The organism is Burkholderia sp. AU17457, from assembly GCF_002223255.1.
In the GTDB taxonomy this organism is placed as follows: Bacteria; Pseudomonadota; Gammaproteobacteria; order Burkholderiales; family Burkholderiaceae; genus Burkholderia; species Burkholderia sola.
The window spans coordinates 159,387-183,296 of the sequence record NZ_NKFB01000006.1 but is presented as its reverse complement, the minus strand read 5'-3'; the positions used below and the strand labels follow the sequence as shown (position 1 = coordinate 183,296).

Annotated in this window: 26 protein-coding genes; 12 read left to right on the top strand and 14 right to left on the bottom strand. The window is 68.8% G+C overall.

Translation table 11 applies throughout. The features are described from left to right. Positions 1–91 precede the first annotated feature (91 nt). Positions 92–286: a YqaE/Pmp3 family membrane protein gene (locus tag CFB49_RS27710; RefSeq protein WP_069621745.1), complete on the top strand. Its 195-nt coding sequence runs from the start codon at positions 92–94 to the stop codon at positions 284–286. Positions 287–407: 121 nt separating this feature from the next. On the opposite strand, the gene CFB49_RS27705 is transcribed toward CFB49_RS27710, so the two are convergent. The 3 genes from CFB49_RS27705 to CFB49_RS27695 are packed head-to-tail and all read right to left on the bottom strand — an operon-like array spanning position 408 to position 3,008. Then, positions 408–587 carry a hypothetical protein gene (locus tag CFB49_RS27705; RefSeq protein WP_050012191.1) on the bottom strand — a complete coding sequence of 60 codons (180 nt, stop codon included), beginning with the start codon at positions 585–587 and terminating at the stop codon, positions 408–410. Next, positions 559–1,566 (bottom strand): cytochrome d ubiquinol oxidase subunit II, encoded by a 1,008-nt coding sequence (gene cydB, locus CFB49_RS27700; RefSeq protein WP_069621630.1) that lies wholly within the window; start codon positions 1,564–1,566, stop codon positions 559–561. Before cydB ends, CFB49_RS27705 begins: the two co-directional genes overlap by 29 nt. Before the next feature lie 29 nt (positions 1,567–1,595). After that, on the bottom strand, positions 1,596–3,008 hold the full coding sequence (locus tag CFB49_RS27695) for a cytochrome ubiquinol oxidase subunit I (RefSeq protein WP_012339265.1): 1,413 nt from the start codon (positions 3,006–3,008) through the stop codon (positions 1,596–1,598). Between the two features lie 386 nt (positions 3,009–3,394). Here CFB49_RS27695 and ltaE point away from each other — a divergent pair, with 386 nt between their 5' ends. Then, positions 3,395–4,408, top strand: a complete 1,014-nt coding sequence (gene ltaE / locus CFB49_RS27690) for a low-specificity L-threonine aldolase (protein WP_069621629.1) — start codon at positions 3,395–3,397, stop codon at positions 4,406–4,408. A gap of 99 nt (positions 4,409–4,507) precedes the next feature. Here the strand turns inward: ltaE and CFB49_RS27685 are convergent, their stop codons facing one another. Together CFB49_RS27685 and CFB49_RS27680 are read right to left on the bottom strand one after the other, a co-directional pair. Beyond that, on the bottom strand, positions 4,508–4,720 hold the full coding sequence (locus tag CFB49_RS27685; RefSeq protein WP_069621628.1) for a DUF1059 domain-containing protein: 213 nt from the start codon (positions 4,718–4,720) through the stop codon (positions 4,508–4,510). Positions 4,721–4,887: 167 nt separating this feature from the next. Then, positions 4,888–5,793, bottom strand: a complete 906-nt coding sequence (locus CFB49_RS27680) for an HTH-type transcriptional regulator ArgP (RefSeq protein WP_069621627.1) — start codon at positions 5,791–5,793, stop codon at positions 4,888–4,890. A 293-nt stretch (positions 5,794–6,086) separates the two neighbouring features. On the opposite strand from CFB49_RS27680, the gene CFB49_RS27675 reads away from it, so the two are divergent. Continuing rightward, positions 6,087–7,157 (top strand): rhodanese-like domain-containing protein, encoded by a 1,071-nt coding sequence (locus CFB49_RS27675; protein WP_089492924.1) that lies wholly within the window; start codon positions 6,087–6,089, stop codon positions 7,155–7,157. Positions 7,158–7,282: 125 nt separating this feature from the next. After that, positions 7,283–7,942, top strand: coding sequence for a glutathione S-transferase family protein (locus CFB49_RS27670; protein ID WP_089492923.1), 660 nt, complete (start codon positions 7,283–7,285; stop codon positions 7,940–7,942). Positions 7,943–8,044: 102 nt separating this feature from the next. On the opposite strand, the gene CFB49_RS27665 is transcribed toward CFB49_RS27670, so the two are convergent. Beyond that, positions 8,045–8,737, bottom strand: a complete 693-nt coding sequence (locus tag CFB49_RS27665; RefSeq protein ID WP_089493137.1) for a phosphatase PAP2 family protein — start codon at positions 8,735–8,737, stop codon at positions 8,045–8,047. A gap of 425 nt (positions 8,738–9,162) precedes the next feature. Next, entirely contained in the window at positions 9,163–10,395 is a 1,233-nt protein-coding gene (locus CFB49_RS27660; protein WP_089493136.1) for an MFS transporter, read from the bottom strand. 101 nt (positions 10,396–10,496) lie between these two features. Between CFB49_RS27660 and CFB49_RS27655 the strand changes: the two genes are divergently transcribed. Beyond that, positions 10,497–11,480, top strand: coding sequence for a LysR family transcriptional regulator (locus CFB49_RS27655; protein ID WP_084044526.1), 984 nt, complete (start codon positions 10,497–10,499; stop codon positions 11,478–11,480). Positions 11,481–11,510: 30 nt separating this feature from the next. Here CFB49_RS27655 and CFB49_RS27650 read toward each other — a convergent pair whose 3' ends face one another. Then, complete coding sequence (locus tag CFB49_RS27650; RefSeq protein WP_089437248.1) at positions 11,511–12,149, bottom strand: 2-hydroxychromene-2-carboxylate isomerase; 639 nt, start codon at positions 12,147–12,149, stop codon at positions 11,511–11,513. Between the two features lie 144 nt (positions 12,150–12,293). Further along, positions 12,294–13,112, bottom strand: coding sequence for an IclR family transcriptional regulator (locus tag CFB49_RS27645; protein WP_089492922.1), 819 nt, complete (start codon positions 13,110–13,112; stop codon positions 12,294–12,296). Between the two features lie 172 nt (positions 13,113–13,284). On the opposite strand from CFB49_RS27645, the gene CFB49_RS27640 reads away from it, so the two are divergent. The 4 genes from CFB49_RS27640 to CFB49_RS27625 all read left to right on the top strand — a co-directional run bounded on the left by CFB49_RS27640 (position 13,285) and on the right by CFB49_RS27625 (position 18,067). Continuing rightward, positions 13,285–14,271: a hydroxymethylglutaryl-CoA lyase gene (locus tag CFB49_RS27640; RefSeq protein ID WP_089492921.1), complete on the top strand. Its 987-nt coding sequence runs from the start codon at positions 13,285–13,287 to the stop codon at positions 14,269–14,271. After that, positions 14,268–15,560, top strand: a complete 1,293-nt coding sequence (locus tag CFB49_RS27635; protein ID WP_089492920.1) for a CaiB/BaiF CoA transferase family protein — start codon at positions 14,268–14,270, stop codon at positions 15,558–15,560. Before CFB49_RS27640 ends, CFB49_RS27635 begins: the two co-directional genes overlap by 4 nt. A gap of 82 nt (positions 15,561–15,642) precedes the next feature. Beyond that, entirely contained in the window at positions 15,643–16,950 is a 1,308-nt protein-coding gene (locus CFB49_RS27630; RefSeq protein ID WP_089492919.1) for an MFS transporter, read from the top strand. 1 nt (position 16,951) lies between these two features. Next, positions 16,952–18,067: an amidohydrolase family protein gene (locus CFB49_RS27625; RefSeq protein ID WP_089492918.1), complete on the top strand. Its 1,116-nt coding sequence runs from the start codon at positions 16,952–16,954 to the stop codon at positions 18,065–18,067. Positions 18,068–18,082: 15 nt separating this feature from the next. Here the strand turns inward: CFB49_RS27625 and CFB49_RS27620 are convergent, their stop codons facing one another. The 3 genes from CFB49_RS27620 to CFB49_RS27610 form a co-directional block, all read right to left on the bottom strand. Next, complete coding sequence (locus CFB49_RS27620) at positions 18,083–18,559, bottom strand: SRPBCC family protein (protein WP_069621743.1); 477 nt, start codon at positions 18,557–18,559, stop codon at positions 18,083–18,085. 119 nt (positions 18,560–18,678) lie between these two features. Then, positions 18,679–19,164 carry an SRPBCC family protein gene (locus tag CFB49_RS27615; RefSeq protein WP_089437242.1) on the bottom strand — a complete coding sequence of 162 codons (486 nt, stop codon included), beginning with the start codon at positions 19,162–19,164 and terminating at the stop codon, positions 18,679–18,681. Then, the gene (locus CFB49_RS27610; protein ID WP_069621615.1) at positions 19,136–19,501 is read right to left on the bottom strand and encodes an ArsR/SmtB family transcription factor; all 366 of its coding nucleotides are present in this window, start codon (positions 19,499–19,501) and stop codon (positions 19,136–19,138) included. The genes CFB49_RS27615 and CFB49_RS27610 overlap by 29 nt, the downstream gene beginning before the upstream one ends. Positions 19,502–19,699: 198 nt before the next feature. Here CFB49_RS27610 and CFB49_RS27605 point away from each other — a divergent pair, with 198 nt between their 5' ends. Next, on the top strand, positions 19,700–20,230 hold the full coding sequence (locus CFB49_RS27605; RefSeq protein ID WP_089437240.1) for a GNAT family N-acetyltransferase: 531 nt from the start codon (positions 19,700–19,702) through the stop codon (positions 20,228–20,230). 25 nt (positions 20,231–20,255) lie between these two features. Beyond that, positions 20,256–20,834, top strand: coding sequence for a hypothetical protein (locus CFB49_RS27600; RefSeq protein WP_089437239.1), 579 nt, complete (start codon positions 20,256–20,258; stop codon positions 20,832–20,834). Between the two features lie 42 nt (positions 20,835–20,876). On the opposite strand, the gene CFB49_RS27595 is transcribed toward CFB49_RS27600, so the two are convergent. Beyond that, complete coding sequence (locus tag CFB49_RS27595) at positions 20,877–21,461, bottom strand: TetR/AcrR family transcriptional regulator (protein WP_089492917.1); 585 nt, start codon at positions 21,459–21,461, stop codon at positions 20,877–20,879. Positions 21,462–21,800: 339 nt separating this feature from the next. Here CFB49_RS27595 and CFB49_RS27590 point away from each other — a divergent pair, with 339 nt between their 5' ends. Then, positions 21,801–22,505, top strand: coding sequence for an SDR family oxidoreductase (locus tag CFB49_RS27590; RefSeq protein WP_069621612.1), 705 nt, complete (start codon positions 21,801–21,803; stop codon positions 22,503–22,505). Positions 22,506–22,563: 58 nt separating this feature from the next. On the opposite strand, the gene fabV is transcribed toward CFB49_RS27590, so the two are convergent. Continuing rightward, entirely contained in the window at positions 22,564–23,766 is a 1,203-nt protein-coding gene (gene fabV / locus CFB49_RS27585) for an enoyl-ACP reductase FabV (RefSeq protein ID WP_089437238.1), read from the bottom strand. Between the last annotated feature and the right edge of the window lie 144 nt (positions 23,767–23,910).

Below are 23,910 nucleotides of genomic sequence, written 5' to 3'. Positions count from 1 at the left end.
CGCGATGCCCGGTGCGTGGCTTGAATTCCGGCGCATGCACCGGCATATTCGTCACGCATTCCCGTTCAACGACGCGCCGAGAGGATCGTTCATGCGCCTGCTGCTTGCCCTGCTGTTGCCGTGGTTCCAGTTCTTCACGATCGGCCGCCCGATCGCCGGGATCATCTGTCTGCTCCTGCAAATCACGATCATCGGGTGGCTGCCGGCCGCGATCTGGTCGGTGTATGCGTTGAGCCAGTACAAGACCGATCGCAAGATCGAGGCGGCGTTGCGCGGGCGGGGGTAGGAGGGGAGCGGCTCGCGTCACCGGCCGACTGGCGGGATTCGTCGTTGCGAGCCTGCCGGAATCGGCCATCCACGACAAAACGGCCGCCCGGTCGATCGTTCGGCCCGGGCGGCCGCTCCGCCTACTTCACCGCAAACAGCGTCAGGTTCATGAAGATCTTGAACGCATAGCCGAGCGTGACGGCGCCGATCACGCCGCCCGCCCACAGAACGACGAACCACATCCAGCCGCGCATCCGCGGCCGCGGCGCGCCGGGCTGGCCGGCGGTGGAATCAGTGGTGGTAGTAATGCTGGTCTTCATGACGCACCTTGCCTCGGAATACCCAATAGCCCATCGTCGTGTAGGCGATGATGATCGGGAGGATAACCGCTGCGCCGACCAGCGTGAAGGTCTGGCTCGAACGCGGCGCCGCCGCTTCCCAGATCGTCATCGTCTGCGGAATCGCATACGGGAACAGCGTGACGAGCAGGCCGACGTAGCCGAGCAGCACCAGCGCGAGGGCGAGCACGAACGGCGTCATGTCGTGCCGGTCGCGCACCGCGCGACGCATCCACGCCGCGCACGCGGCCACCAGGAACGGCACCGGCAGCAGGCGCCAGAACAGCCCCGAATCGAACCAGCGCTGCGCGATGGCCGGATCCTGCAGGGGCGTCCACAGGCTGATCACGGCGATGAAGCCGAGCAGCACGACGGTCAGCGGCCACACGACGCGATGCAGGCGGCGCTGCAGGTCGCCTTCGGTCTTCGCGACGAGCCAGCAGCAGCCGAGCAGTGCGTAGGTCACGATCAGGCCGAGGCCCGTCAGCAGGCTGAACGGCGTGAGCCAGTCGAACGCGCCGCCGGCGTACACGCCGTCCTTCACGTCGATGCCCTGCAGGAACGCGCCGAGCGCGATGCCCTGGAACAGCGTCGCGCCGGCCGAGCCGCCGATGAACGCGAGATCCCACAGCTGCTTCGTGCGTCGCGCCTTCGCGCGGATCTCGAACGACACGCCGCGGAAGATCAGGCACACCAGCATGAAGATCAGCGGCAGGTACAGCGCCGACAGCACGGTCGAATAGACGATCGGGAACACCGCGAACAGCCCGGCGCCGCCGAGCACGAGCCACGTCTCGTTGCCGTCCCACACGGGCGCGACGGTGTTCATCATCAGGTCGCGTTCCTTTTCGTCCGGGAAGAACGGGAAGACGATGCCGATGCCGAGGTCGAAGCCGTCGAGCACGACGTACATGAAGAGCCCCAATGCGATGATCGCGGCCCAGATTACGGTGACGTCCATAGGTTTTCTCGTTTGCGAATGGGGTGGGCTCAGACGGTCTCGATCAGCTCGTCGACGGCCGACATCGGGCGGCGCGCGGTGTGATCGGGGCGCGTGTCCGGTTTATCGTCGTGCTTGACGTCGGGCAGCGCGGGGCCGGCCTTCATCAGCTTCAGCATGTAGTACACGCCGGTGCCGAACACGAGGAAGTACACGATCACGAACGTCATCATCGACAGGCTGACCTGCTGCACCGACAGCGGCGACACGGCCTGCGCGGTGCGCATCACGCCATACACGACCCACGGCTGGCGGCCGGCCTCGGTCGTCACCCAGCCCGCGAGCAGCGACACGAAACCGGTCGGGCCCATCACGAGCGCGAAGCGCTGGAACCACTTCGATTCATACAGGCGGCCGCGGCGGCGCAGCAGCCACGCGAGCGCGGCGAGGCCGATCATCGCGAAGCCGAGGCCGACCATGATCCGGAAGCTCCAGAACACGACCGTCGAATTCGGGCGGTCTTGCGGCGGGAAGTCCTTCAGCCCGCGGATCTCTCCGTCCCAGCTGTGCGTGAGGATCAGGCTGCCGAGGTGCGGCACCTTCACCGCGTAGCGGGTCGTTTCCGCCTGCATGTCCGGAATGCCGAACAGGTTCAGCGCGGTGCCGCCCTTTTCGGTTTCCCACAGCCCTTCGATCGCGGCGATCTTCGCGGGCTGGTGCTTCAGCGTGTTGATGCCGTGCTGGTCGCCGATCACGGCCTGCAGCGGTGCGAGTACGAGCAGCAGCCACAGCGCCATCGAGAACATCTTCTTCACGCCCTTGTCGCGGCGGCCCTTCAGCAGGTGCCACGCGCCGGTCGCGGCCACCACCAGCGCGGCGACGATGAACGCGGCGATCGCCATGTGGAACAGGCGGTACGGGAACGACGGGTTGAAGATGATCGCGAACCAGTCGGTCGGCACGACGCGGCCGTCGACGATCTCGAAGCCCTGCGGCGTCTGCATCCAGCTGTTCGACGCGAGAATCCAGAACGTCGAGATCAGCGTGCCGATCGCGACCATCAGCGTCGCGCCGAAGTGTGCGCGCGGGCTCACGCGGTTCCAGCCGAACAGCATGATGCCGAGGAAGCCGGCTTCGAGGAAGAACGCGGTCATGACCTCGTACATCAGCAGCGGGCCGGTGACGGCGCCGGCGAAGCTCGAGAAGCCCGACCAGTTGGTGCCGAACTGATAGCTCATCACGACGCCGGAGACGACGCCCATCCCGAACGCGACCGCGAAGATCTTCGACCAGAACAGGCAGAGCGTCTTGTAGTACTGCTTGCCGGTCTTGAGCCAGCGATATTCGAGCACGGCGATGAAGCTGGCGAGGCCGATGCTCAGCGCCGGAAAGACGATGTGAAAGGAGACGGTGAACGCGAATTGCAGGCGGGCCAGATCGAGGGCCGAGAGTGCGGTGTCCATACCAGATGACCGAGGCTGACGATACCCGCCGGCGGGTGCCGGCGGACCCCGGCGGACAGGCGTCGGGGTTGGCTGGAGTATGGGCTGCGATGTTGCACCGCGAAATGCGCCAACTCGTCGCAGATGTCCAGCCCGTCGCGCGCGATTTCCGGATAAATCGTTGATTCGTATCAAGAAGGCCGTTCGCGACGCCTGCGGCCGCGGCGTGGCGGTCTGCCGCACGTGCGTCAATATGGCGCGTCGCGTCATTGGAACGACGCCGCGCGTGCGGCATCGCGGTGCGCGGCGACGGCCGGCACGCGCCGCGCGAATTGCGTACACTCTCAGTCTCGTTTCGGCAGGGCCGGGCGCCTCGGTTCCGGCTCGCGTTTACCCAGGGCACAGCGATGATCGATTTACGCAGCGATACCGTGACACGTCCGAGCCAGGCGATGCTGGCCGCCATGACCGCCGCCGAAACCGGCGACGACGTGTGGGGCGACGACCCGACCGTCCTGCGCCTGCAGGCGGTGACGGCCGAGCGGACCGGCAAGGAGGCCGGCCTGTTTTTCCCGAGCGGCACGCAGAGCAACCTCGCCGCGCTGATGTCGCACTGCGAGCGCGGCGACGAGTACATCGTCGGCCAGCTCGCGCACACCTACAAGTACGAAGGCGGCGGCGCGGCCGTGCTCGGCAGCATCCAGCCGCAACCGATCGAGAACGCGCCGGACGGCACGCTGCCGCTCGCGAAGATCGCCGCGGCGATCAAGCCGCTCGACAATCACTTTGCGCGCACGCGCCTGCTCGCGCTCGAAAACACGATCGGCGGCCAGGTATTGCCGGAAGGCTATGTGCACGAAGCGGTCGCGCTCGCGCGCAGCCGCGGGCTATCCACGCACCTCGACGGCGCGCGGGTCTGCAACGCGGCCGTCGCATCGGATCGCCCGATCGCCGAGCTGTGCGCGCCGTTCGACACCGTGTCGATCTGCTTCTCGAAAGGGCTCGGTGCGCCGGTCGGCTCGGTGCTGGTCGGCAGCCGTGCGCTGATCGAGCGCGCGCAGCGCTGGCGCAAGGTGCTGGGCGGCGGGATGCGGCAGTCGGGCATTCTGGCGGCGGCATGCCTGTATGCGCTCGATCACAACGTCGAGCGGCTCGCGGACGATCACGCGAATGCCGCGCATCTCGCGGCCGGTCTCGCGCGCATCGATTCGGTGAAGGTGCTGTCGCATGCGACGAACATGGTGTTCGCGCAATTCCCCGAAGCCGATTGCGCGCCGCTCGAGGCGTGGCTGAAGGAACGCGGGATCCTCACGCAGATGCTGTATGCGTCGCGCTTCGTCACGCATTGCGACGTGTCGCGCGCGGACATCGATACCTTCGTCGGCGCGGTCGGCGCGTATTTCGCGCAGCGTCGCGCATGAAGCGGAACGCGCCGGCCGGCGACGGGCCGGCGCGGCATGACGCAACACAGGAAGGGGTGACCCGGCGCGTGGTCCGTCGATCGTTGCAGTGACGGCGGATCAAGCTTGCCGCGGCATGTCGGCGGGCGGCGTGCCGTCGTGAAACAGCGATTTCAGTTGCGTGCGCAGTTCGGCGCTGTCGGTGTGCTGGTGGACCGACACCGCATGCTGAACGGCGGCCTCCAGCAGTTCGTTGTCGGAGTCGGCGGAAATCGCGACCGAGCAATGCATCGCGCTGGGAAACTCGCGGCAATCGATATAGCGGCGGGACATGATGTTCTCCTCACATGAAAGGGAACGGCCGGACCTGGATGATCGGCCGCGCGGCGCGTTCGCGAGGCCGATGCGAGAAGTATAGGCGGCGTGGCCGACTTTCTCGTCGTCGTGCGTACCGCGCCCGCAGCGTCGATCGCCCGCGCCAGTTCGCGCCCGCCGGCGCGTCACGGCAACGGCGCGAGCAGCCGGCGCGCCGCTTCGACCACCCGCGCGGACAGCGACGCCATCGTCGGCGACTGCACGGTCCACGCGTGCCAGTACAGCGTGACGTCGGTCGGATGCGCGGGCGCGAGATCGACGAGCCCCTGCGCATCGAGCGGCGCGGCGCCGATCAGCGGCTCCGGCACCATCGCGTAGCCGAGCCCGTGCCGCACCGCCGCGAAGTGCGAATGGGTGCCCGGCACGTAGTGGCATGGGTACGCGCCTTCGGGCAACCCGAACTTCTCCTTCAGGAATGACGATTGCAGCGTGTCGCGCCGCGAATACGCGACGACGGGCGCGTGGCGCGCGCTCGTGCGGTTCAGCCCGCGCGGAAACCAGCGCACCGCGAACGCGGCGGCCGCGAGCAGCCGGTAGCGCATCGTGCCGAGCGGCGTCGCGATGCAGCCGCGCATCGGCTTCGGCTCGGTCGTCACGCAGCCGACCGCCATCCCGCTTTCGAGCAACGCGAACGTGTGATCCTGATCCTCGACGATCAGCTCGAACAGGATCCGCTCGCCGGCGAGCACGGACGTCAGTGCCGGCAGGAACCACGTGCCGAGACTGTCGGAATTGAGTGCGATCGTGACCGAGATCGGCGACTCACGCTCGGCCGCGAGCGTGCTTTGCAGGTCGGCCTGCAGCAGCGCGACGCGGCGCAGGTGCTGCAGCACGCGCTGCCCGGCCACCGTCGGGCGGCACGGCCGCGTGCGCAGCACGAGCGGCGTGCCGAGGCTCGCTTCCAGCGCGCGGACCCGCTGCGTGACGGCGGACGCGGTCACGTGCAGGCGCACGGCTGCCTGCTCGAAGCTGCCGGTGTCGGCGACGGCCAGCAGCGCGGCGGCTTGCTTCGGATCGATCGTCATCGACATGTCGGGGGCATTCCTGTGATCGGGGACGAGAACAGGCGGTAGTGTAAGGCAGCGTGGGCCGCCGTTCCGGCGCGGCGAATCGTCCCGCGGTACGAGATTCGTCGATGGAATCGGTTGCCGTAGGGGATGCGCGGCGCGGCGGCGCGGGCATTTTGATCTACGCTGTCTGAATGGGCGCGATGCCGCTCGCGCGGCGGCGATGCGGTCATGCCGACGCCGGTGCCCGACGACGATATGCAGCACGCCGATCCGACGACACCCCACCGAAGAACACGCGACGGAGCAACAGAGCAATGATCTTCCGGCAACTTTTCGACCCGCAATCGTCGACGTATACGTATCTGCTCGCCGACCGCGCATCGCGCGAAGCGCTGCTGATCGATCCCGTGTTCGAGCAGGTGCGCCGCGACGCGGCGCTGCTCGACGAACTCGGGCTGCGGCTCGTCGCGACCGTCGACACGCACGTGCATGCCGATCACGTGACGGGCGCGTGGTTGTTGAGGCAGCGCACGGGCAGCGCGATCGCGATCTCGGCGGCGAGCGGCGCGCAAGGTGCCGACCGCTACCTGAACGACGGCGACCGCTGCGCGTTCGGCGCGCGCTACCTGACGGTGCGCGCGACGCCCGGCCACACGAGCGGCTGCATCAGCCTCGTGCTCGACGACGAATCGATGGCGTTCACCGGCGATTGCCTGCTGATCCGCGGCACCGGCCGCACCGACTTCCAGCAGGGCGACCCACGCGCGCTGTATCGCGCGGTGCACGGCCGGCTCTTCACGCTGCCGGCCACGTGCCTGTTGTATCCGGCGCACGACTATCGCGGGCTCACGGTGACGAGCGTCGGCGAGGAGCGGCGCTTCAACCCGCGCCTCGGCGGCGATCTCAGCGAAGACGATTTCGCCGGCTACATGCGCAACCTCGGGCTTGCGCATCCGCGCCAGATCGACGTTGCGGTGCCGGCGAACCTGCAGTGCGGTGTCGCCGCGAACGCGCCCGACGCGCAGGCGGCCGCCGACTGGGCGCCGCTCGTCTATACGTTCGCCGGCTTCTGGGAAATCGATCCGCAATGGCTCGAGGATCATCTGCCGACCGTGCAGGTCGTCGACGTGCGCGAACCGGACGAATTCGCGGGCCCGCTCGGCCATCTGCCCGGCGCGACGCCGATTCCGCTCGGCGAACTCGCCGCGCGCACCGGCGAACTCGCGCGCGACCGGCCGGTCGTGACCGTGTGCCGGGCCGGCGGGCGTTCCGCGCAGGCCACCGTGATCCTGAAGAAGGCCGGCTTCGACGCGGTCGCGAATCTCGGCGGCGGGATGCTGCGCTGGCGCGCCGAGGGGCGTGTCGTGATGGACGGCCGCTCGTAGCAACCGAGGCGGTTCCTCGAAAAAAATATCGGGACGATGTCGAAACAGCCGGGCGCCGCGCGTCGTCAAGGTATCCGATCATATGGCGCCGCCTGACGCGGCGCGAAACCCCGGGAGCCTCCACGATGATGCCGACGCTTTACGCCCATCCGTTTTCGTCCTACTGCCAGAAGGTGCTGACCGCGCTGTACGAGAACGGCACGCCGTTCGAGTATCGCGTGCTCGCGCACGACGATCCGAAGCCGATGCAGGAACTGACCAGGCTGTGGCCGCTGAAGCGCTTCCCGGTGCTGGTCGATGCGGGCCGCACGGTGATCGAGGCGTCGATCATCATCGAGTATCTCGGCCTGAACCATCCGGGCCCCGTGCGCCTGCTGCCCGACGATCCGCGCGCCGCGCTCGAGGTGCGGACGATGGACCGCTTCTTCGACAACTACGTGGCGACGCCGCAGCAGAAGGTCGTGTTCGATGCGCTGCGGCCGGAAGCCGAGCGCGATGCGCGCGGGGTGGCCGACGCGCGCGCGATGCTCGACACGTCGTATGCGTGGCTCGACAGGACGATGGCCGATCGCGAATGGGCGGCCGGCGACCGTTTCAGCCTCGCCGATTGCGGCGCGGCGCCGTTCCTGTTCTATGCGGACTGGACGCACCGGATCGATCCGGCGTTCGCGAACGTGATCGCGTACCGCAAGCGTCTGCTCGCGCGGCCGTCGTTTGCGCGCGTGGTCGACGAGGCGCGGCCGTACCGCTCGTTCTTTCCGCTCGGCGCGCCCGATCGCGATTGACGGGCGCGACCGTCGCCCGCCGTGCCGCGGCCGCGCATGGCCGGCAGCGCGCGCCGGGGCGACGGAACGACAGCAGCAGCGGCAGCATCGCGCGTGCGCCCGTCACATCGTGCGCGTGGCCGACTGCGCGAGCGTCAGCAGTTCGTCGAACTGCGTGATCAACTCGAAGCACAGCAGGAACGCGAGCGTATAGGCGGGTGCGGGGAAGCGCCGAATCATTTCCAGCACCTGCGGCGCGAAGCGCGAGCGGATCGCGTCGCGCGTCAGCAGCCACGCGATCGCGATGCCGATCGAGGCGCCCGCGATCAGATCGGTCGGATAGTGAAAGCCGAGATACGCGCGCGGCAGGCAGATAAATACGACCGAATACAGCAGCGCGACGATGCCGGCGCGGCGCGCGATGATGAAGATGCCGGTCGCGATCGCCATCCACAGCATCGCGTGATCGCTCGGAAACGAACTCCAGGTCTGCAGCGTCGCCGCGCGCAGTCCGGCCGACGGGAAGTGCAGGTGCAGGTCGGGGTTGTAGATCGGCCGTACGCGAAACGGCAGCACCTGCGCCAGCACGCGGCCGACGGCGAGCGCGACGAGCCCGCTCGCGACGGTGGCGACCACCAGCTCGCGTTGCCGCTCGCGGTTCGGCCCGGGTTGGAACCACAGCCAGCACAGCACGGGAATGAGCACGAAGCCCTTGAACGTGTAGAGGCCCGCAATGACGCGGATCGCGTGATTCATCAACGGGCCGAACGTCACGTGGGTGAGGAAGATCTGGATCGTGGTGTCGAAATTGTTCATGTCCTGTGCGACCCGGGCGGACGCGCAGCGCATGACAGGCGGCCGGCTGGATCGGAAAGCGCACTCGCACGGAGCGCAACGGGGGGCAAGTATGTCACCCGTTATTTCGAAGAAAATGCGAAAAAATACCGGAATTCCCCTGATAAAACGGGGCAGCGTGGTGGGGACGGATGGGGAAGCGCCGAGCGGTGCGGCAGGGACAAATCGTCCGATGTTTGCGTGCGCGCGGGCACGGATGTCGGAAAAATATTTGGGTGAACTGGGCAATTCGGCTGACCGGTGCCGACCTTGTGCCGGATGAACGATTGCCGTGCTGTCGCGGCGCGAATCTGCCGGGCGGCGCAGCGTCATGCGCGCCGATCAAAAAATAAAAAAAACGGACAAGCCGCGTGGGCTTGCCCGCCGGTGTTGCGCGATGCCCGACGTCAGTTGCGCCACACCCGCACGACGAGCGCGGCGAGCGACGTCGCGACGGCCAGCGCGGTCACCGCGTTCCAGCCCAGTTGCGCGAGCAACGCACTGCCGATCGCCGCGCCGGCCGCCATCCCGATGAACATGCCGACGAACAGCACCGCATTGAGGCGGCTGCGCGACGCGGGATCGATCCGGTAGACGATCGACTGGTGCGCGATCAGCGTGGCCTGCACGCCGAGATCGAAGCCGATCGTCGTGGCGGCGAGCAGTACGAGCTGCGCATGCGGCGACATCAGCGGCGCGGCGGCCATCGACGCGAACGACACCGTCGCGATGCCGATACCGATCCGCGTGACGCGCTCGGGGCCGTGATGGTCGGCGAGGCGCCCGGCGATCGGCGCGGCCAGCGCGCCGGCGGCGCCCGCGAGGCCAAAGGCGCCGGCGGCCGCGCTGCCGAGGTGGAACGGCGCGCCGTGCAGCATCACCGCGAGGGTCGACCAGAACGCGCTGAATCCGACGGCCAGCAGCCCCTGCGCGAGGGCGGCGCGGCGCAGTGCCGAATGCTCGCGCCACAACGCGCCGAGCGAGCCGATCAGCGCGCGATACGGCAGCCGCGTGGTCGGCTCGAAGCGCGGCAGCCCGCGTGCGGCCACGGCGCCGATCGCGGCGACGCTGGCGGCCGCGAGCGCGAACATCGCGCGCCAGCCGGCCGTCTCGGCGACGAACCCGGCCACGACGCGCGACAGCAGGATGCCGAGCAGCAATCCTGTCATCACCGTACCGACGATGCGGCCGCGATGCATGTCGTGCGCGAGCGTCGCGGCGGCCGGCACGACGTCCTGCGCCATCGTCGCGGCGAGGCCGATCGCGAAGCTCGCCGCGAGCAGCAGCCCGAGCGACGGCGCGACGGCGGCCAGCAGCAGCGCGACGACCAGCGCAGAGGCCTTGGTCACGATCACGCGACGCCGGTCGAAGCGGTCGCCGAGCGGCGCGAGCAGCAGGATGCCGAGCGCATAGCCGAGCTGCGTGAGCGTCGGCACGAAGCCGATCGCGCGCGCCGACGCGCCGAGATCGGGTGCCAGCGCGCCGAGCATCGGCTGCGCGTAGTAGAGCGGCGCGACGCCGAGACCGGCGGCGGCCGCGAGCAGCAGCACGAGCCGGCGATCGGGCATCGAATGGGCGGCCGGACGGGCCGCAGCGTGCGCCGCGCGGGGCGCGACATCGAGAGGGGTCGGGGTGGACATCGCGTACATCCTCGGTTGAAGAATGGGATGGACGCGAGTGTGGCGGTACGCGGCCGGCGACGGTAGTGCCGCCTCGCGCAGATTTGTTATACGCTCGACGAATGACCGAAAAATCTTCTCCCTCTCCCGCTGCGGGCGGGTCTCGGCGGATTCAGGCGGTGCCGGTGGACGGCGCCGGCTATCGTTTCGAACTGATGGAAACCTTCGTGCGCATAGTCGAGGCCGGCAGCCTGTCGGCGGCCGCCGTGCAACTGCACACGACGCAGCCGACCATCAGCCGGCGGCTGCAGGCACTGGAAAATTCGCTTGGCATGCGGCTGCTGCAACGCACGACCCATACGATGCGGCTGACCGTCGACGGCGAGCGGTGCTTCAAGCAGGCGAAGGAGCTGCTGGCGAGCTGGGCGGCGTTCGAGGCCGATTTGCGCGGCGCGCAGGAGGAGCCGGCCGGGCTGCTGCGCGTCGCGGTGCCGCACGCGTTCGGCCAGCAGCGTTTCGTTGCGCCGCTCGCGCAGTTCCTGCGCGACTACCCGCGCGTGTCGGTCGAGTGGCTGCTGCAGGACGAGGTGCGCGATTTCGTCGGCAGCGGCATCGATTGCGCGATCCAGGTCGGCGAGCCGACCGATCCGGGCGTGGTCGCGATCCGGCTGACGAAGGTGCCGCGTTTCGTGGTCGCCGCGCCGTCCGTGCTGAACGGCGCGGACGTGCCGGCCGATCCGGACGCGCTCGCCGCGCTGCCGTGGCTCGCGTTGCGCACGTACTACCGCACCGACCTCGCGCTGACGCATGCGGTCACCGGCGACACGCGGCGCATCGCGATCCGCCCGCGCATCACGACCGCGAACCTGTATGCGTTGCGCAGCGCGGCGCTGCTGGGCGTCGGCGCGTGCGTCGGATCGTCGTGGATGCTGGCCGACGATCTCGCGCGCGGCGATCTCGTGCACCTCGCGCCCGAATGGCAGGCCGCGCCGCTGCCCGTCTACCTGACTTATCCGCATGCGCAGTTCTATCCGTCGCGGCTCGTGCGGTTCGCCGCGATGATGCGCGAGGCTGTGCCGGCGCTCGTCGAAGGGCGCGACGGCTGAAGCGGGCGGCGCCGTGGCGGCGACTCGCGCTCAGCCGCGCCGGATCCCTTCGGGCAGCGCGCTGATGCGGCGCACTTCGGGCGAATCGAGCCACGCGCGCGACGTCGCGCAGTCGACGAACATGTCCGTCGCGTCCTCGCCCCAGAACAAGTCGCCGTCGAGCGCGAAGGTCGGCACGCCGAACACGTTCTCGGCGATCGCGCGATCCGTGTTCGCGCGCAGCGCATCCTTGACCGGCTGGGCCTCGACGGCCGTCACGCCCTCCGGAAAGCCGACCGCTTCGCACAGCGCGGCGAAGCCTGCCGGCGTCGATACGTCCTGGCCGTCGCGCCAGATATGCCGGAAGATCCGCCGGATGGCGTCGCGCGAGCCGCCCATCGCGATCGCGAGGCGCAGCGGCTTGATCGGATTGAACGGATGCGCGGGCGGCATCCGGAACGCAATGCCGAGCTTGTCCGCGCGGTATTGCGCATGCCGATAGGTGAACACGCGCTTGGCCGCGATTTCCGCGGGCGCTTTCTGCCCCCAGTGCGTGAGCAGCGCGCCGAGCACGACCGGCCGCGGCTCGAACGCGGCGGTGGGCGGCAACCGGTCGAACTGTTCCTGTTGCAGGTAGGCGAACGGCGAAACGAAATCGAAATACCAACTGGCGGTGCGCGCGGCGTTCATCGCGGGTGTCTCCTCGGGCGGATCCGGTGGTCGGTTGCACGCGCGGTGCGTCGCCTGCGAACGGCGCGCTGCGCGCATCGGCGGCCAGTGTCGCATGCGGCCGCCATTCGCGCTGTCGTATCGCGTGCCGCGTGAACCGGCTCCCTACGACCGGGCGGTGCCGTCCGCCGACGACGCGAGCCGCGCGAGACTGTCGCGTACGGCCGCCGCGTCGTAGCGCGCGCCCGCGCCGCCGAGTGCGACGGTCGCCTTCTGTGCGAGCGGCAGCAGCATCGCGAGCGCCGCCGTCATCGCCGGCGCGGCGGCGAGCCGAGACTTCGGGCCCGATACCGTCAGCGCACCGACGCATTCGCCGGCCGCGCCGAACACGGGCACGGAAGCCGACGCCGTTTCCGGGTCGCGCTCGCCATACGACGCGGCCCACAGCTGTTCGCGCACGTCGTTCCAGCGGGCGTCCTGCGTGTCGGTGAAGGCGAGCAGCACCTTCCCGGATGCGCCCTGGCCGACCGGAAACTCCTCGCCGACGCGGATCGACACGCGCACCGCCCGCGCGGGCTCGACGCGATACAGCACGGAACGCACGTCACCCTGGCGCACGTAGAACGATGCCGTTTCCCCGAGTTCGCGGCTCAGCGTCTCGAGAAGCGGCTCGACCACCGGGCCGACGCGGAACGAACGCTGGTACAGCGCGGCGAGCCGCAACGGTTCGTGCCCGATCGCGTACTGGCCGTCGTCGAGCTTGCGCATGAATCCGCCATGCTCGAGCGCGGCGAGCAGACGCAGGATCGTGCTTTTGTACAGCCCGGTGCGGCGCGACAACTCGGCGAGCGACAACCGATCGTCGGTCTGGCCGAACGCACGGAGGATCGCGAACGCGCGATCGAGCACCGCGACGCCGCTGGACGATTCTTCCATCGCCGGATCGGCTGCGTCGCCGGCGTGATCTGCTGGATTCCTGGGCACGGCCTGCTTCCTTCGAAGGGTGGTCGGCGGACTATATCGTTCTATCTGACAGAACACAAGTTCCAGAAAATCGCATTTTCACGGGTATACCCCGCTTATCGCCCTTTCGACGCACGCTTAAAGTTCTGTCAAACAGAACTATGTTCTTTCAGATAGAACGATGAGGTCTCGAATGAAGGTTTCCGAAAATCCGAAGGTGCTGGTCAGCGAGGTCGGCCCGCGCGACGGGTTGCAGAGCATCAAGACCGTGATGCCGACGGCCGCCAAGCTGCGCTGGATCACCGCGCTGGCCGCGGCCGGCCTGCGCGAGATCGAGGTCGGATCGTTCGTGCCGGCCACGCTGTTGCCGCAGATGGCCGACGTGCGCGAAGTCGTCGCGCACGCGCTCGCGATTCCCGGGTTGCACGTCGCCGCGCTGGCGCCCAATCTGCGCGGTGCCGGGGCCGCGTTCGACGCGGGCGTGCACAAGCTGACGCTGCCGGTCTCGGTGACGCAAGCGCATTCGCTGGCCAACATCCGCAAGACGCCCGCGCAGATGATCGACGAGGTGCGCGCGATCGTCGCGCTGCGCGACGCGCGGTTTCCGTCGGTGCAGATCGAGGCGGGCGTGTCGGTGGCGTTCGGTTGCACGATTGCCGGCGCGGTCTCCGACGACGAGACGATCGCGATGGCCGTCGCGATGGCCGAATGCGGAGTCGACGAGATCGGCCTGTCCGACACCAGCGGTTATGCGAATCCCGCGCAGGTGCGCCGGCTGTTCACGCGGCTGCGGCGCGAGGTCGGCGAGAAGGCCGGCGGCGCGCATTTCCACAACACGCGCGGGCAGGGGCTCGCGAACGTCGTCGCGGCGCTCGACGCGGGCGTGACGACGATCGACGCGAGCCAGGGCGGCCTGGGCGGCTGCCCGTATGCGCCGGGCGCCACCGGCAACATCGTCACCGAGGATCTCGTGTTCCTGCTGGAGGCGATGGGATACGACACGGGCGTCGACGTCGACGCGCTGCTCGCCGCGCGCGCGATCCTGCATGCGGCGCTGCCGTCCGACGCGCTGTACGGCCATGTGCCCGACGCCGGGTTGCCGAAGGGCTTCCGCTATGCGGATGGCTGCGTGCCGTCGGCCCCGCAGCCGGAAGGATGCGTGGCGGGAGTCGCACGATGAACGACCGGCAACCGGCCGCCACGCTGCCGTACGCAGGCGTGCGCGTGATCGAGATGACGCACATGGTGATGGGCCCGACGTGCGGGATGCTGCTCGCGGATCTCGGCGCGGAGGTGATCAAGATCGAGCCGATCGCCGGCGACAGCACGCGCGCGCTGCGCGGTTCCGGCGCGGGCTTCTTCGGGATGTTCAACCGCAACAAGAAGAGCGTCGCGGTCGATGTGAAGGATCCGCGCGGGCTGGAGATCGTGCAGCGGCTCGTCGCGACGGCCGACGTCTTCAGCGAGAACTTCAAGAGCGGCACGATGGACCGGCTCGGGCTCGGTTATCCGCAGCTGGACGCGCTGAATCCGCGTCTCGTGTACGTGTCGCACAAGGGCTTCCTGCCGGGGCCGTACGAGCATCGCACCGCGCTCGACGAGGTCGTGCAGATGATGGGCGGCCTCGCATACATGACGGGGCCGGAAGGGCGGCCGCTGCGTGCGGGCGCGAGCGTCAACGACATCATGGGCGGCATGTTCGGCGCGATCGGCGCGATGGCCGCGCTCGCGCAGCGCGAGCGCACGGGCCGCGGCCAGCAGGTGCAGAGTTCGCTGTTCGAGAACAACGTGTTCCTCGTCGCGCAGCACATGATGCAGTTCGCGGTGACGGGGCAGGCCGCGTCGCCGATGCCGAGCCGGATTTCCGCGTGGGCCGTCTACGACGTGTTCTCCGTCAAGGACGACGAACAGATTTTTCTGGCGGTCGTGTCGGACACGCAGTGGGCGCTGTTCTGCGATGCGTTCGGCCTGGTCGCGCTGAAGGACGATCCGCGGCTCGCGACCAACAACCTGCGCGTGCAGGCGCGCGAATGGCTGCTGCCGGAATTGCGTTCGCGGCTTGCGCCGTACTCGGCCGCGGAGATCGGCGCGATCTTCGAATCGACCGGCCTGCCATACGCGCCGATCACGAAGCCGCAGGACCTGTTCGACGATCCGCATCTGCTCGCCACGGGCGGCCTCGAAGCCGTGACGCTGCCGGCCGACGCGAGCAGCGCCGGCCGGCCGGTCGACACGCGCACCGCGCTGCTGCCGCTGACGCTCGCGGGCGAACGCCTGCGGCTGCGCTCGGCGCCGCCCGCGCTCGGCCAGGACACGTGCGCGCTGCTCGGCGAGCTGGGCTACACGCCGGACGACGCGCGCGCACTGATCGATGCGGGCGTCGTCGCGGGGCGGTACGGCGCGGACGTCGCCGCGCACGGCGACGGGCAGGGCGGCGCGCCGTCGGCGAACGAAGTGGCGAGCGCGTAGCGCAGTCGCGATTCATCGAACGAACAAAGGCGTCCCGGCCGCGCGCCGCGCGGGGAGGATCGCCGCATCCACGGAGACAACCATGACATCCGCTTCCCCGGCGCTGGCCGCCGATCGCGAGGCCGACGCGTCGATCGAGCAACGGGCCGTGCGCAAGGCCGCGTGGCGCTTCATCCCGCTGCTCGCGCTCGCGTATTTCTTCAACTATCTGGATCGCACGAGCGTCGGCTTCGCGGCGCTCACGATGAACCGCGATCTCGGGCTGACGGCGACGCAGTTCGGCTGGGGTGCGGGGATCATGTTTGCCGGCTATTGCGTGTTCGAGGTACCGAGCAATCTCGCGCTGTACCGCTTCGGTGCGCGCCGTTGGCTCGCGCGCATCATGATCACGTGGGGGCTGATGGCGGCCGCGACCGCGCTCGCGACCGGGCCGACCAGCTTCTACGCGATCCGGCTGCTGCTCGGCGTCGGCGAGGCCGGTTTCTTTCCCGGCGTGATCTTCTTCCTCGCCGTGTGGTTTCCGGCGAGCTACCGCACGCGCGTGCTCGCGTGGTTCACCGTGTCGACGCCGCTGTCGTCGCTGGTCGGCGGTCCGCTGTCGACGTGGCTGCTGCAACTCGATGGCACGCTCGGGCTCGCCGGCTGGAAGTGGATGTTCATCGTCGAAGGGCTGCCCGCGTGCGCGCTCGGCTTCCTCGTGCTGAAGCTGCTGTCGGATTCGCCGGCGAATGCCGCGTGGCTGTCGGGCGACGAGCGCGCCGCGCTGCAGCGCGCGTTCGAGCGCGAAGGCGCGGCGGCCGGGCGCAAGAAGCGCTTCGGCGTCGCGCTGCGCGACGTGCGCGTGTACGTGCTCGCGCTGATCTCGTTCGGCTTCACGATGGGCTCGTACGGCATTGGCATCTGGTTGCCGCAAATGCTGAAGGCGCACGGGATGTCGACGATGCAGACCGGCTGGCTCTCCGCGGTGCCTTACTTGTTCGCCACGATCGCGCTGCTGTGGTGGGCGAAGCGGGTGGACCGCCGCGGCGGCCCGATCGCGAACCTGGCGATCGGCTTGTTCATCGGCGCGGTGGCGCTCGGCGTGTCGACGCATTTCCTGACGCTCGGGCCGGCGCTCGTCGGCATCACGCTCGCGCTGATCGGCACGATCGCCGGCCGCACGATCTTCTACACGCTGCCGTCGCGCTTCCTGTCCGGCCAGGCCGCGGCCGGCGGGCTGGCGCTGATCAATTCGATCGGCGCGCTCGGCGGCTTCGCGGGCCCCTATCTCGTCGGCTACCTGAAGGACAGCTTCGGCACCTTCACGGCCGGGATGCTCGGCCTTGCGATCGTCCTGGCGATCACGACGTTGCTCACGCTGTCGCTGGTCGCTTTCGACCGGAGCGAATGACATGACCTTTTCGATCAAACGGCGCCGGTTGATCGGCGCGGCCGCCGCATCGTTCGCGCTGCCCGCGCTTGCCGAGACGGCAGCCAACGACGGAGCTCCACGCATGACGCAAAGCAACTATCTCGCGGTTCGTCCAGACTGGCTCGCATCGGCGCTCGAACCCGCACTCGAGCCTGACCTGCCGATCGTCGATGCGCATCATCACTTCTACGAACGGCCGGGCTGGATCTATATGCTCGACGACTATCTGCAGGACGCGCGCTCGGGCCACAACATCCTGGCGTCCGTCTACATGCAGGCGCAGACGCGTTATCGCGATTCGGGCCCGGCCGAACTGAAGCCGGTGGGCGAGACGGCCTATGTCGCCGGCGTGACCGAGCCGCTGCAGCACGGCCCGGTGGCCGTCGCGAAAGGCATCGTCGGTCATGCGGACCTGCGGCTCGGCGAACGCGTGCGCGACGTGCTGGAAGCGCATGTCGAAGCCGGGCGCGGACGGTTTCGCGGCGTGCGGCACCTGAGCACGTGGGATGCCGATCCGACACTCGCGAATCCGCTGTCGGCGGTGCCGCGCGGGCTGCTGCTCGATCCCGCGTACCGGGCCGGCGTCGCGCAGCTCGCGCCGCTCGGGCTGTCGTACGACGCGTGGCTGTTCTTCCCGCAGTTGCCCGAATTGTTCGATCTCGCGAAAGCGAACCCGGAGACGCGGATCATCGTCAATCATTGCGGTGGCGTCGTGCGGATCGGCAGCTATGCGGACAAGCGGCCGGAGGTGTTCGCGCGCTGGTCGGCGTCGATGCGCACGCTCGCGCAATTGCCGAACGTGTACGTGAAGGTCGGTGGGCTCGGGATGCGCATCAACGGGTTCGATTTCCAGAAGGGCGCGAAGCCGCCGTCGTCGGTGCAGCTCGCCGACGCGTGGAAGCCGTGGATGATGACCTGCATCGACGCGTTCGGCCCCGGGCGCTGCATGTTCGAGAGCAATTTCCCGGTCGACAAGGGCTCGTATTCGTTCGTGAACGGCTGGAACGCATTCAAGCGGCTGACCGCGCAGGCCGGCGCGGACGAGCGCGACGCGCTGTTCCGCGGCACGGTCACGCACGCTTACCGGCTCAGCTGACGCGCGTGCGGAGCGTCAACCCGCTTCCACCAGCGCCGCGAGCCGCGCCAGCGCCATCTGCCAGCCGGTCTCGTTGTCGGCGGCCGGCACGCCGGGCGGTACGCCGTCGTGCACCGCGTCCACACGCGTGCCGCCCGCTTCGTCGGACAGCGTGATCGTGATCGTCATCGCGCCGCGCAGCATCGGGTCGTCGGTTTCGAACACATCGATCTCGACGATCCGCTCGTCGGGCACGAGCGTGACGAAGCGGCCGTGATAGGTGTCGGTGTGCGCGGTGGTCTTGCCGGCGCCGGCCGACGGCGCGTCGTAGCTCAGCGACACGCGCAGCGCGCCGCCTTCGCGCGTGTCGTACGCGTGCACGCGGCACGTCATGCCGTCGGGCACTTTCCATTGCTCGACCGCGTGCGGGTCGAGCAGCGCACGATAGACGCGCCCGCGCGGGGCGTTCAGGTGCCGGCTGACCCGGGTCGAATGCGTGTGCGTGTGCAACATGTCGCCTCCCGCGAAGCGTGCGAGACGGTGCACGCCGGCGCCCGGCGTGTCGTCATGCTTCCTTCAGGAATGCTAGGCGCGGGCGCGGCGGCATGCAATGACCGCACGCGAAGCGGCGTTCAGCGCAGGGTGGCGGCGAACGCGTCGAGTTGCGTGATGCAGGTGTTCCAGCCCTCGAAAAAGCCGAGCGCTTCGTGGCGCTCGCGCGTCGCCGCGTCGGGATGCATCACGCGCGCCTCGTAGCGGCTGCCCGCGTCGTCGTCGGCCATCGTGACGATCGCCGTGAAGCCCAGCCACGGCGTCTGCGGCCGCCAGCCGCCCGCGAGCATCGACGTGAACGCGATGCGCGATTCCGGCACGATGTCGAGGAAACAGCCGGGGTTGTCGCTCGTGCCGCCGTCGGGGCCGCGCATGAACGTATGGAAAGCGCCGCCTGGCCGCAGGTCGAATGCGCGTACCTCGGTGGTCCACGGCTTCGGGCACCACCATTCCTTCAGCAGTTCGGGGTCGGTCCATGCGCGCCACAGCGCGTGGCGCGGCGCGCGCAACGTGCGGGTGATGACGAGGTCGTGGGCTTCAGCGGGTTCGACGTGGCTGGCTGACATCTTGCTCCTCCTGGTGACGGCGTTCGACGAATTCGACGAGACGATCGGATCGCGCTTCCCACTGCGCGCGCTGCGCGGCGAGCCATGCCTCGGCCTCGGTCAGCCGGCTGCCGACCAGCGCGCAGGTGCGCGAGCGGCCGGTTTTCCGGGTCTCCACGAGGCCGCTGCGCTCGAGCACGGCGACATGCTTCATGAACGACGGCAGCGCCATGTCGAACGGCGCGGCCAGCGCGGAGACGGTCCGCTCGCCATGGCCGAGCGCGCTGACGATCGCGCAGCGCGTCGGATCGGCGAGCGCATGGAACACTGCGCTGATGCGGGGGTGAAGGTTATCCATTCGGCTAAGTGTAGGCGATGTCGACACCGCTGCAGGGACAATTTTCGTCGCGTACGATGATGGGGCGGTAACACGCGCCGATCGCGCGCCGCGTTGTCGGATAACCTGCCGTCGTGGCGCGCTTCGACGCCCGGCCGGCGTTCGTTCCGAGCCCGCCGCGAACCCGCGCGTGCGGCCCACCTGACTACCGGAGATGGCATGACCGAACCTGTTACCGTCCGCCGCGTCGGCGCGAGCGAAGCGATGGCCTGTGTCGACGCGCTGGCCGACGTGCTGATCGATTGCGTCGAAGGCGGCGCATCCGTCAGCTTCATGTTGCCGATCGAGCGGCCGACCGCCGTCTCATTCTGGACGCGCGTGGCCGAAGGCGTCGCGAACGACGAGCGCATCCTGCTCGTCGCCGAGGATGCGTCCGGCCGGATCGTCGGCACCGTGCAGGTCGTGACCGCGCAGCCCGAGAACCAGCCGCACCGCGCGGACATCGCGAAGATGCTCGTGTCGCGGCACGCGCGCCGGCAGGGCGTCGCGGCGCGCCTGATGGCGGCGGCCGACGCGGCCGCGCGCGACGCCGGCAAGACGGTGCTCGTGCTCGACACGGTGACGGGTGGCGACGCCGAGCGGCTGTACGAACGGGCCGGCTGGCAGCGCGTCGGCATCGTGCCGAACTTTGCGCTGATGCCCGACGGCGCGCTGTGCGCGACGACGTTTTTCCACAAGCAGCTCGCATAATGGCATCCGTCAAACCGCCGCCTCGATGAAACGCTCCCATCTCGCTTTCGCCCTCGCGGGCTTCCTCGTCGCGCTGCCGATTGCCGCGTATGCGCTCGTCAAGCCGCTGCGCGTCGTCGCGCCCGCGCTGGTTCCCGGCGTGTCGTGCCCGAGCGCCGACATCTGCACGGACGACGCCGCGAAGCTCGACGAGGCGCGGCAGCTCTATCGCGACGGCTACGCGCGCGCGGCGGCGGCCGTCGGCGCGTTTCGGGCTTCACCGCGCGTCGTGTTCTGCTCGACACGCGCGTGCGCCGACGCGTTCGGCCTCGGCTCGCGCGCGGCGCTGACGCTCGGGGATTTCGGCGTGATCGTCGCCCCGCGCGGCTGGCAGACCTACTTTCTCGCGCATGAACTGATCCATCACCGCCAGGCCGAAGTGCTCGGCAACGTCGCGGTCGTGACGAAGCCGCGCTGGCTGATCGAAGGGATGGCGTATTCGCTCAGCGACGATCCGCGCCATCCGCTCGCGCAACCGTTCGAATCGTGGCGCACGCAGTTTGCCGCGTGGAACGCGGCGCGCGGCGCGCAGCCGCTGTGGGATGCCGCGCGGGCAGCCCGGTAGCGACCGATGGCGATGCGGTCGCGCGCGAACGGCGCCGCGCCGCTATGCCGGCCCGGCCGGGCCGTCCGGCTGCTCCACGAGCGCGCGGCGCGCCGCATCGAGAATCTCGTTGGCGAATGCGGGATCGGTGCCGGCAACCGCCCGTGACAGCACCAGCGCGCCGACCATCTGGCTGAGGACGGCGATCGCGTCGCCGCGCGGGTCGGCCGCGGCCGGGCCTTCCGTGGCGACCATGCGTTCCAGCCGGTCGAGATACGCGGCGACGCCGCGCGTGTAGCAGGCACGCGCCGCGTCGGTCAGCCGCGGCGCATCGCCCGCGAAGCCCGACAGTGGGCAGCCGGCTTCGACGTTGTCGCGATGCGCGCCCGACAGGTACGCCGTCACCTGTTTCGCGACGCTGCCGGCGCTCGGCGAATCCGCGCGATCCTGCATGGCCTTGTCCACCACGGCGGCGACCAGCGCGTCCTTCGACTTGAAATGATTGTAGAAGCCGCCCTGTGTGAAGCCGGCTTCCTTCATCAATTCCGTCAGCCCGACGGCATCGACGCCGCGCACCCGGAACAGCCGCTCGGCGGCCGCGACGATCGCGTTGCGGTTGTCGGCTGCCTGTTGTCTCGAGACGCCCATCGATCCCTCCCTCTTTCCGGCAATTGCGTCGATTGAAAAACACAATGGCGATCGCCATTGACGTGTCGACCCCGCGCTGGCACCATGCATCGCAAAGACGATGGTGATCGACATTGAGATTCAAGTGTAGCCGACTTCGCGGACGAAGCGAAGCAACCCGGCGCGGCGTGGATCGAAGTCGGTCGGGGTCCAGGCGCGGCGACGCGCGGGCGGCGGGACGGCCCGGCTGGCGGCCGGCGGTGCAACGGTTCGGTACGCGATGGCAGCGTGGTTTTTCACCGGATTCCGAGCGCGTGGCGAACCGGCGCGCACGGGATTCAATCTCCGAAAGGAAGGGGCATGAAGATCGAAGGTGCAGTCGTTTTCATCACGGGCGCGAACCGCGGGCTTGGCCTCGAGTTCGCGAAGCAGGCGCTCGAGCGCGGTGCGCGCAAGGTCTATGCGGGCGCACGCGATCCGGCGAGCGTGACGCTGCCGGGCGTGGTGCCCGTGAAGCTCGACGTGACCGATCCGGCGGCGGTTGCCGCGGCGGCCGAGGCGGCGCGCGACGTCACGCTGCTGATCAACAACGCCGGCATCGCGCGGCTCGGCAGCCTGACCGACGACGGCGCGGTCGATGCATTGCGCGCGCACCTGGAGACCAACGTGTTCGGGATGCTGGCGATGTCGCGCGCATTCGCGGGAACGCTCGCGGCCCACGGCGGCGGCGCGATCCTGAACATCCTGTCGGTCGCGAGCTGGGTGAACCGGCCGATCCTGTCGGGCTACGGCGTATCGAAATCGGCTGCCTGGGCGCTGACCAACGGGCTGCGCCATTCGCTGCGCGAGCAGCGCACGCAGGTCGTCGGGCTGCATGCCGGCTTCATCGATACCGATCTGACTGCCGGCCTCGACGTGCCGAAGGCCACGCCGTCCGACGTCGTGCGCCAGGCGTACGACGCCGTCGAGGCAGGGGCGGAGGAAGTGTCGACCGACGAATTCACGCGGCAGGTGAAGGCCACGCTGTCGTCGGGCGTCTATCTGGAAGAACCGGCGCCGCGTTGACGCCGCCGGCGGGGCGAACCCGCCGCCCGCGCCGTGCGCGCGGCGGCGGATCGGCCCGTCAGACCGTCGTGTCGATGATGCCCGGGATCTTCACGTCCGGGTTCACGTCCGCGTCGTAGTCGACGCCGGCGATCTCGAAGCCGAACAGGCGCAGGAACTCGGTCTTGTAGCCCGCGAAGTCGGTCATCTCGTACAGGTTCTCGTTCGTCACCTTGTCCCACATCGCGACGACTTTCGCCTGCACCTGCGGATCGAGCTCCTTGTAGTCCGCGCGCAGGCGGCCTTCTGCGTCGACGTGCGGCGTCGCGCCGTACAGGCTGTCCTTCAGGAGCCCGTACACCTGCTCGATGCAGCCTTCGTGCGTGCCGGTTTCCTTCATCACCTTGAACAGCAGCGACAGGTACAGCGGCATCATCGGGATCGCCGAGCTGGCCTGCGTGACGACAGCCTTCAGCACCGACACGCGCGCATCGCCGCCGTGCGCGGCCAGCTTGTCGCGGATCGACAGCACCTTCTTGTCGAGATCCTTCTTCGCTTCGCCGATCGAGCCGTTCCAGTAGATGTCGTGCGTGATCTGCTCGCCGAGATACGTGAACGCGGTGGTCTTCGCGCCGTCGGCCAGCACGCCGGCGTCGGCCAGCGCGTCGATCCACATCTGCCAGTCCTCGCCGCCCATCACCGCGACGGTGCCGTCGATCTCTTCCTGCGTCGCCGGCTCGAGCGACACTTCGCGGATCACTTCCTTGTCGGTGTCGAGGCCGCGGAACGTGACGGCCTTGCCGACCGGCTTGAGCGTCGAGCTGATGGTCTCGCCCGTCTTCGGGTGCGTGCGGCGCGGCGCGGCGAGGCTGTAGACGACGAGATCGACCTTGCCCAGATCCTGCTTGATGGTGTCGATCGTGACCTGCTTGACCTTGTCGGAGAATGCGTCGCCGTTGATGCTGCGCGCATACAGCCCCTTTTCGGCGGCGAATTTCTCGAACGCGGCGCTGTTGTACCAGCCGGCCGTGCCGGGCTTCGTTTCGCTGCCGGCGCGCTCGAAGAACACGCCGAGCGTGTCCGCGCCCGAGCCGAAGGCGGCCGAGATCCGGGCGGCGAGGCCGTAGCCGGTCGACGCGCCGATCACGAGCACCTTTTTCGGGCCGTTGGCGATCGGGCCGTGCGAAGTCACGTAATCGATCTGTTCCTTGACGTTGGCTTCGCAGCCGACCGGATGAGTCGTCACGCAGATGAAGCCACGCACGCGCGGTTTGATGATCATGGGAGAACCTCTAGTCAGAAAGGCGCGGACGGCCTGAAATCGGAAAAATCCCGCGCATTGTAAAGGAAGCGGCCGATGGCGGGCGGGCACGGCCGGAAGGCGCTGGATCGCCTGGTTGTTTCTCTCTTGACAGAAATAACTGAA

Bases quoted from the DNA above. Each gene is read 5' to 3' on its own strand.
- CFB49_RS27710 (WP_069621745.1), top strand. From the start codon at position 92: ATGCGCCTGCTGCTTGCCCTGCTGTTGCCGTGGTTCCAGTTCTTCACG.
- CFB49_RS27705 (WP_050012191.1), bottom strand. From the start codon at position 587: ATGAAGACCAGCATTACTACCACCACTGATTCCACCGCCGGCCAGCCC.
- cydB (WP_069621630.1), bottom strand. From the start codon at position 1,566: ATGGACGTCACCGTAATCTGGGCCGCGATCATCGCATTGGGGCTCTTC.
- CFB49_RS27695 (WP_012339265.1), bottom strand. From the start codon at position 3,008: ATGGACACCGCACTCTCGGCCCTCGATCTGGCCCGCCTGCAATTCGCG.
- ltaE (WP_069621629.1), top strand. From the start codon at position 3,395: ATGATCGATTTACGCAGCGATACCGTGACACGTCCGAGCCAGGCGATG.
- CFB49_RS27685 (WP_069621628.1), bottom strand. From the start codon at position 4,720: ATGTCCCGCCGCTATATCGATTGCCGCGAGTTTCCCAGCGCGATGCAT.
- CFB49_RS27680 (WP_069621627.1), bottom strand. From the start codon at position 5,793: ATGTCGATGACGATCGATCCGAAGCAAGCCGCCGCGCTGCTGGCCGTC.
- CFB49_RS27675 (WP_089492924.1), top strand. From the start codon at position 6,087: ATGATCTTCCGGCAACTTTTCGACCCGCAATCGTCGACGTATACGTAT.
- CFB49_RS27670 (WP_089492923.1), top strand. From the start codon at position 7,283: ATGATGCCGACGCTTTACGCCCATCCGTTTTCGTCCTACTGCCAGAAG.
- CFB49_RS27665 (WP_089493137.1), bottom strand. From the start codon at position 8,737: ATGAACAATTTCGACACCACGATCCAGATCTTCCTCACCCACGTGACG.
- CFB49_RS27660 (WP_089493136.1), bottom strand. From the start codon at position 10,395: ATGTCCACCCCGACCCCTCTCGATGTCGCGCCCCGCGCGGCGCACGCT.
- CFB49_RS27655 (WP_084044526.1), top strand. From the start codon at position 10,497: ATGACCGAAAAATCTTCTCCCTCTCCCGCTGCGGGCGGGTCTCGGCGG.
- CFB49_RS27650 (WP_089437248.1), bottom strand. From the start codon at position 12,149: ATGAACGCCGCGCGCACCGCCAGTTGGTATTTCGATTTCGTTTCGCCG.
- CFB49_RS27640 (WP_089492921.1), top strand. From the start codon at position 13,285: ATGAAGGTTTCCGAAAATCCGAAGGTGCTGGTCAGCGAGGTCGGCCCG.
- CFB49_RS27635 (WP_089492920.1), top strand. From the start codon at position 14,268: ATGAACGACCGGCAACCGGCCGCCACGCTGCCGTACGCAGGCGTGCGC.
- CFB49_RS27630 (WP_089492919.1), top strand. From the start codon at position 15,643: ATGACATCCGCTTCCCCGGCGCTGGCCGCCGATCGCGAGGCCGACGCG.
- CFB49_RS27625 (WP_089492918.1), top strand. From the start codon at position 16,952: ATGACCTTTTCGATCAAACGGCGCCGGTTGATCGGCGCGGCCGCCGCA.
- CFB49_RS27620 (WP_069621743.1), bottom strand. From the start codon at position 18,559: ATGTTGCACACGCACACGCATTCGACCCGGGTCAGCCGGCACCTGAAC.
- CFB49_RS27615 (WP_089437242.1), bottom strand. From the start codon at position 19,164: ATGTCAGCCAGCCACGTCGAACCCGCTGAAGCCCACGACCTCGTCATC.
- CFB49_RS27610 (WP_069621615.1), bottom strand. From the start codon at position 19,501: ATGGATAACCTTCACCCCCGCATCAGCGCAGTGTTCCATGCGCTCGCC.
- CFB49_RS27605 (WP_089437240.1), top strand. From the start codon at position 19,700: ATGACCGAACCTGTTACCGTCCGCCGCGTCGGCGCGAGCGAAGCGATG.
- CFB49_RS27600 (WP_089437239.1), top strand. From the start codon at position 20,256: ATGAAACGCTCCCATCTCGCTTTCGCCCTCGCGGGCTTCCTCGTCGCG.
- CFB49_RS27595 (WP_089492917.1), bottom strand. From the start codon at position 21,461: ATGGGCGTCTCGAGACAACAGGCAGCCGACAACCGCAACGCGATCGTC.
- CFB49_RS27590 (WP_069621612.1), top strand. From the start codon at position 21,801: ATGAAGATCGAAGGTGCAGTCGTTTTCATCACGGGCGCGAACCGCGGG.
- fabV (WP_089437238.1), bottom strand. From the start codon at position 23,766: ATGATCATCAAACCGCGCGTGCGTGGCTTCATCTGCGTGACGACTCAT.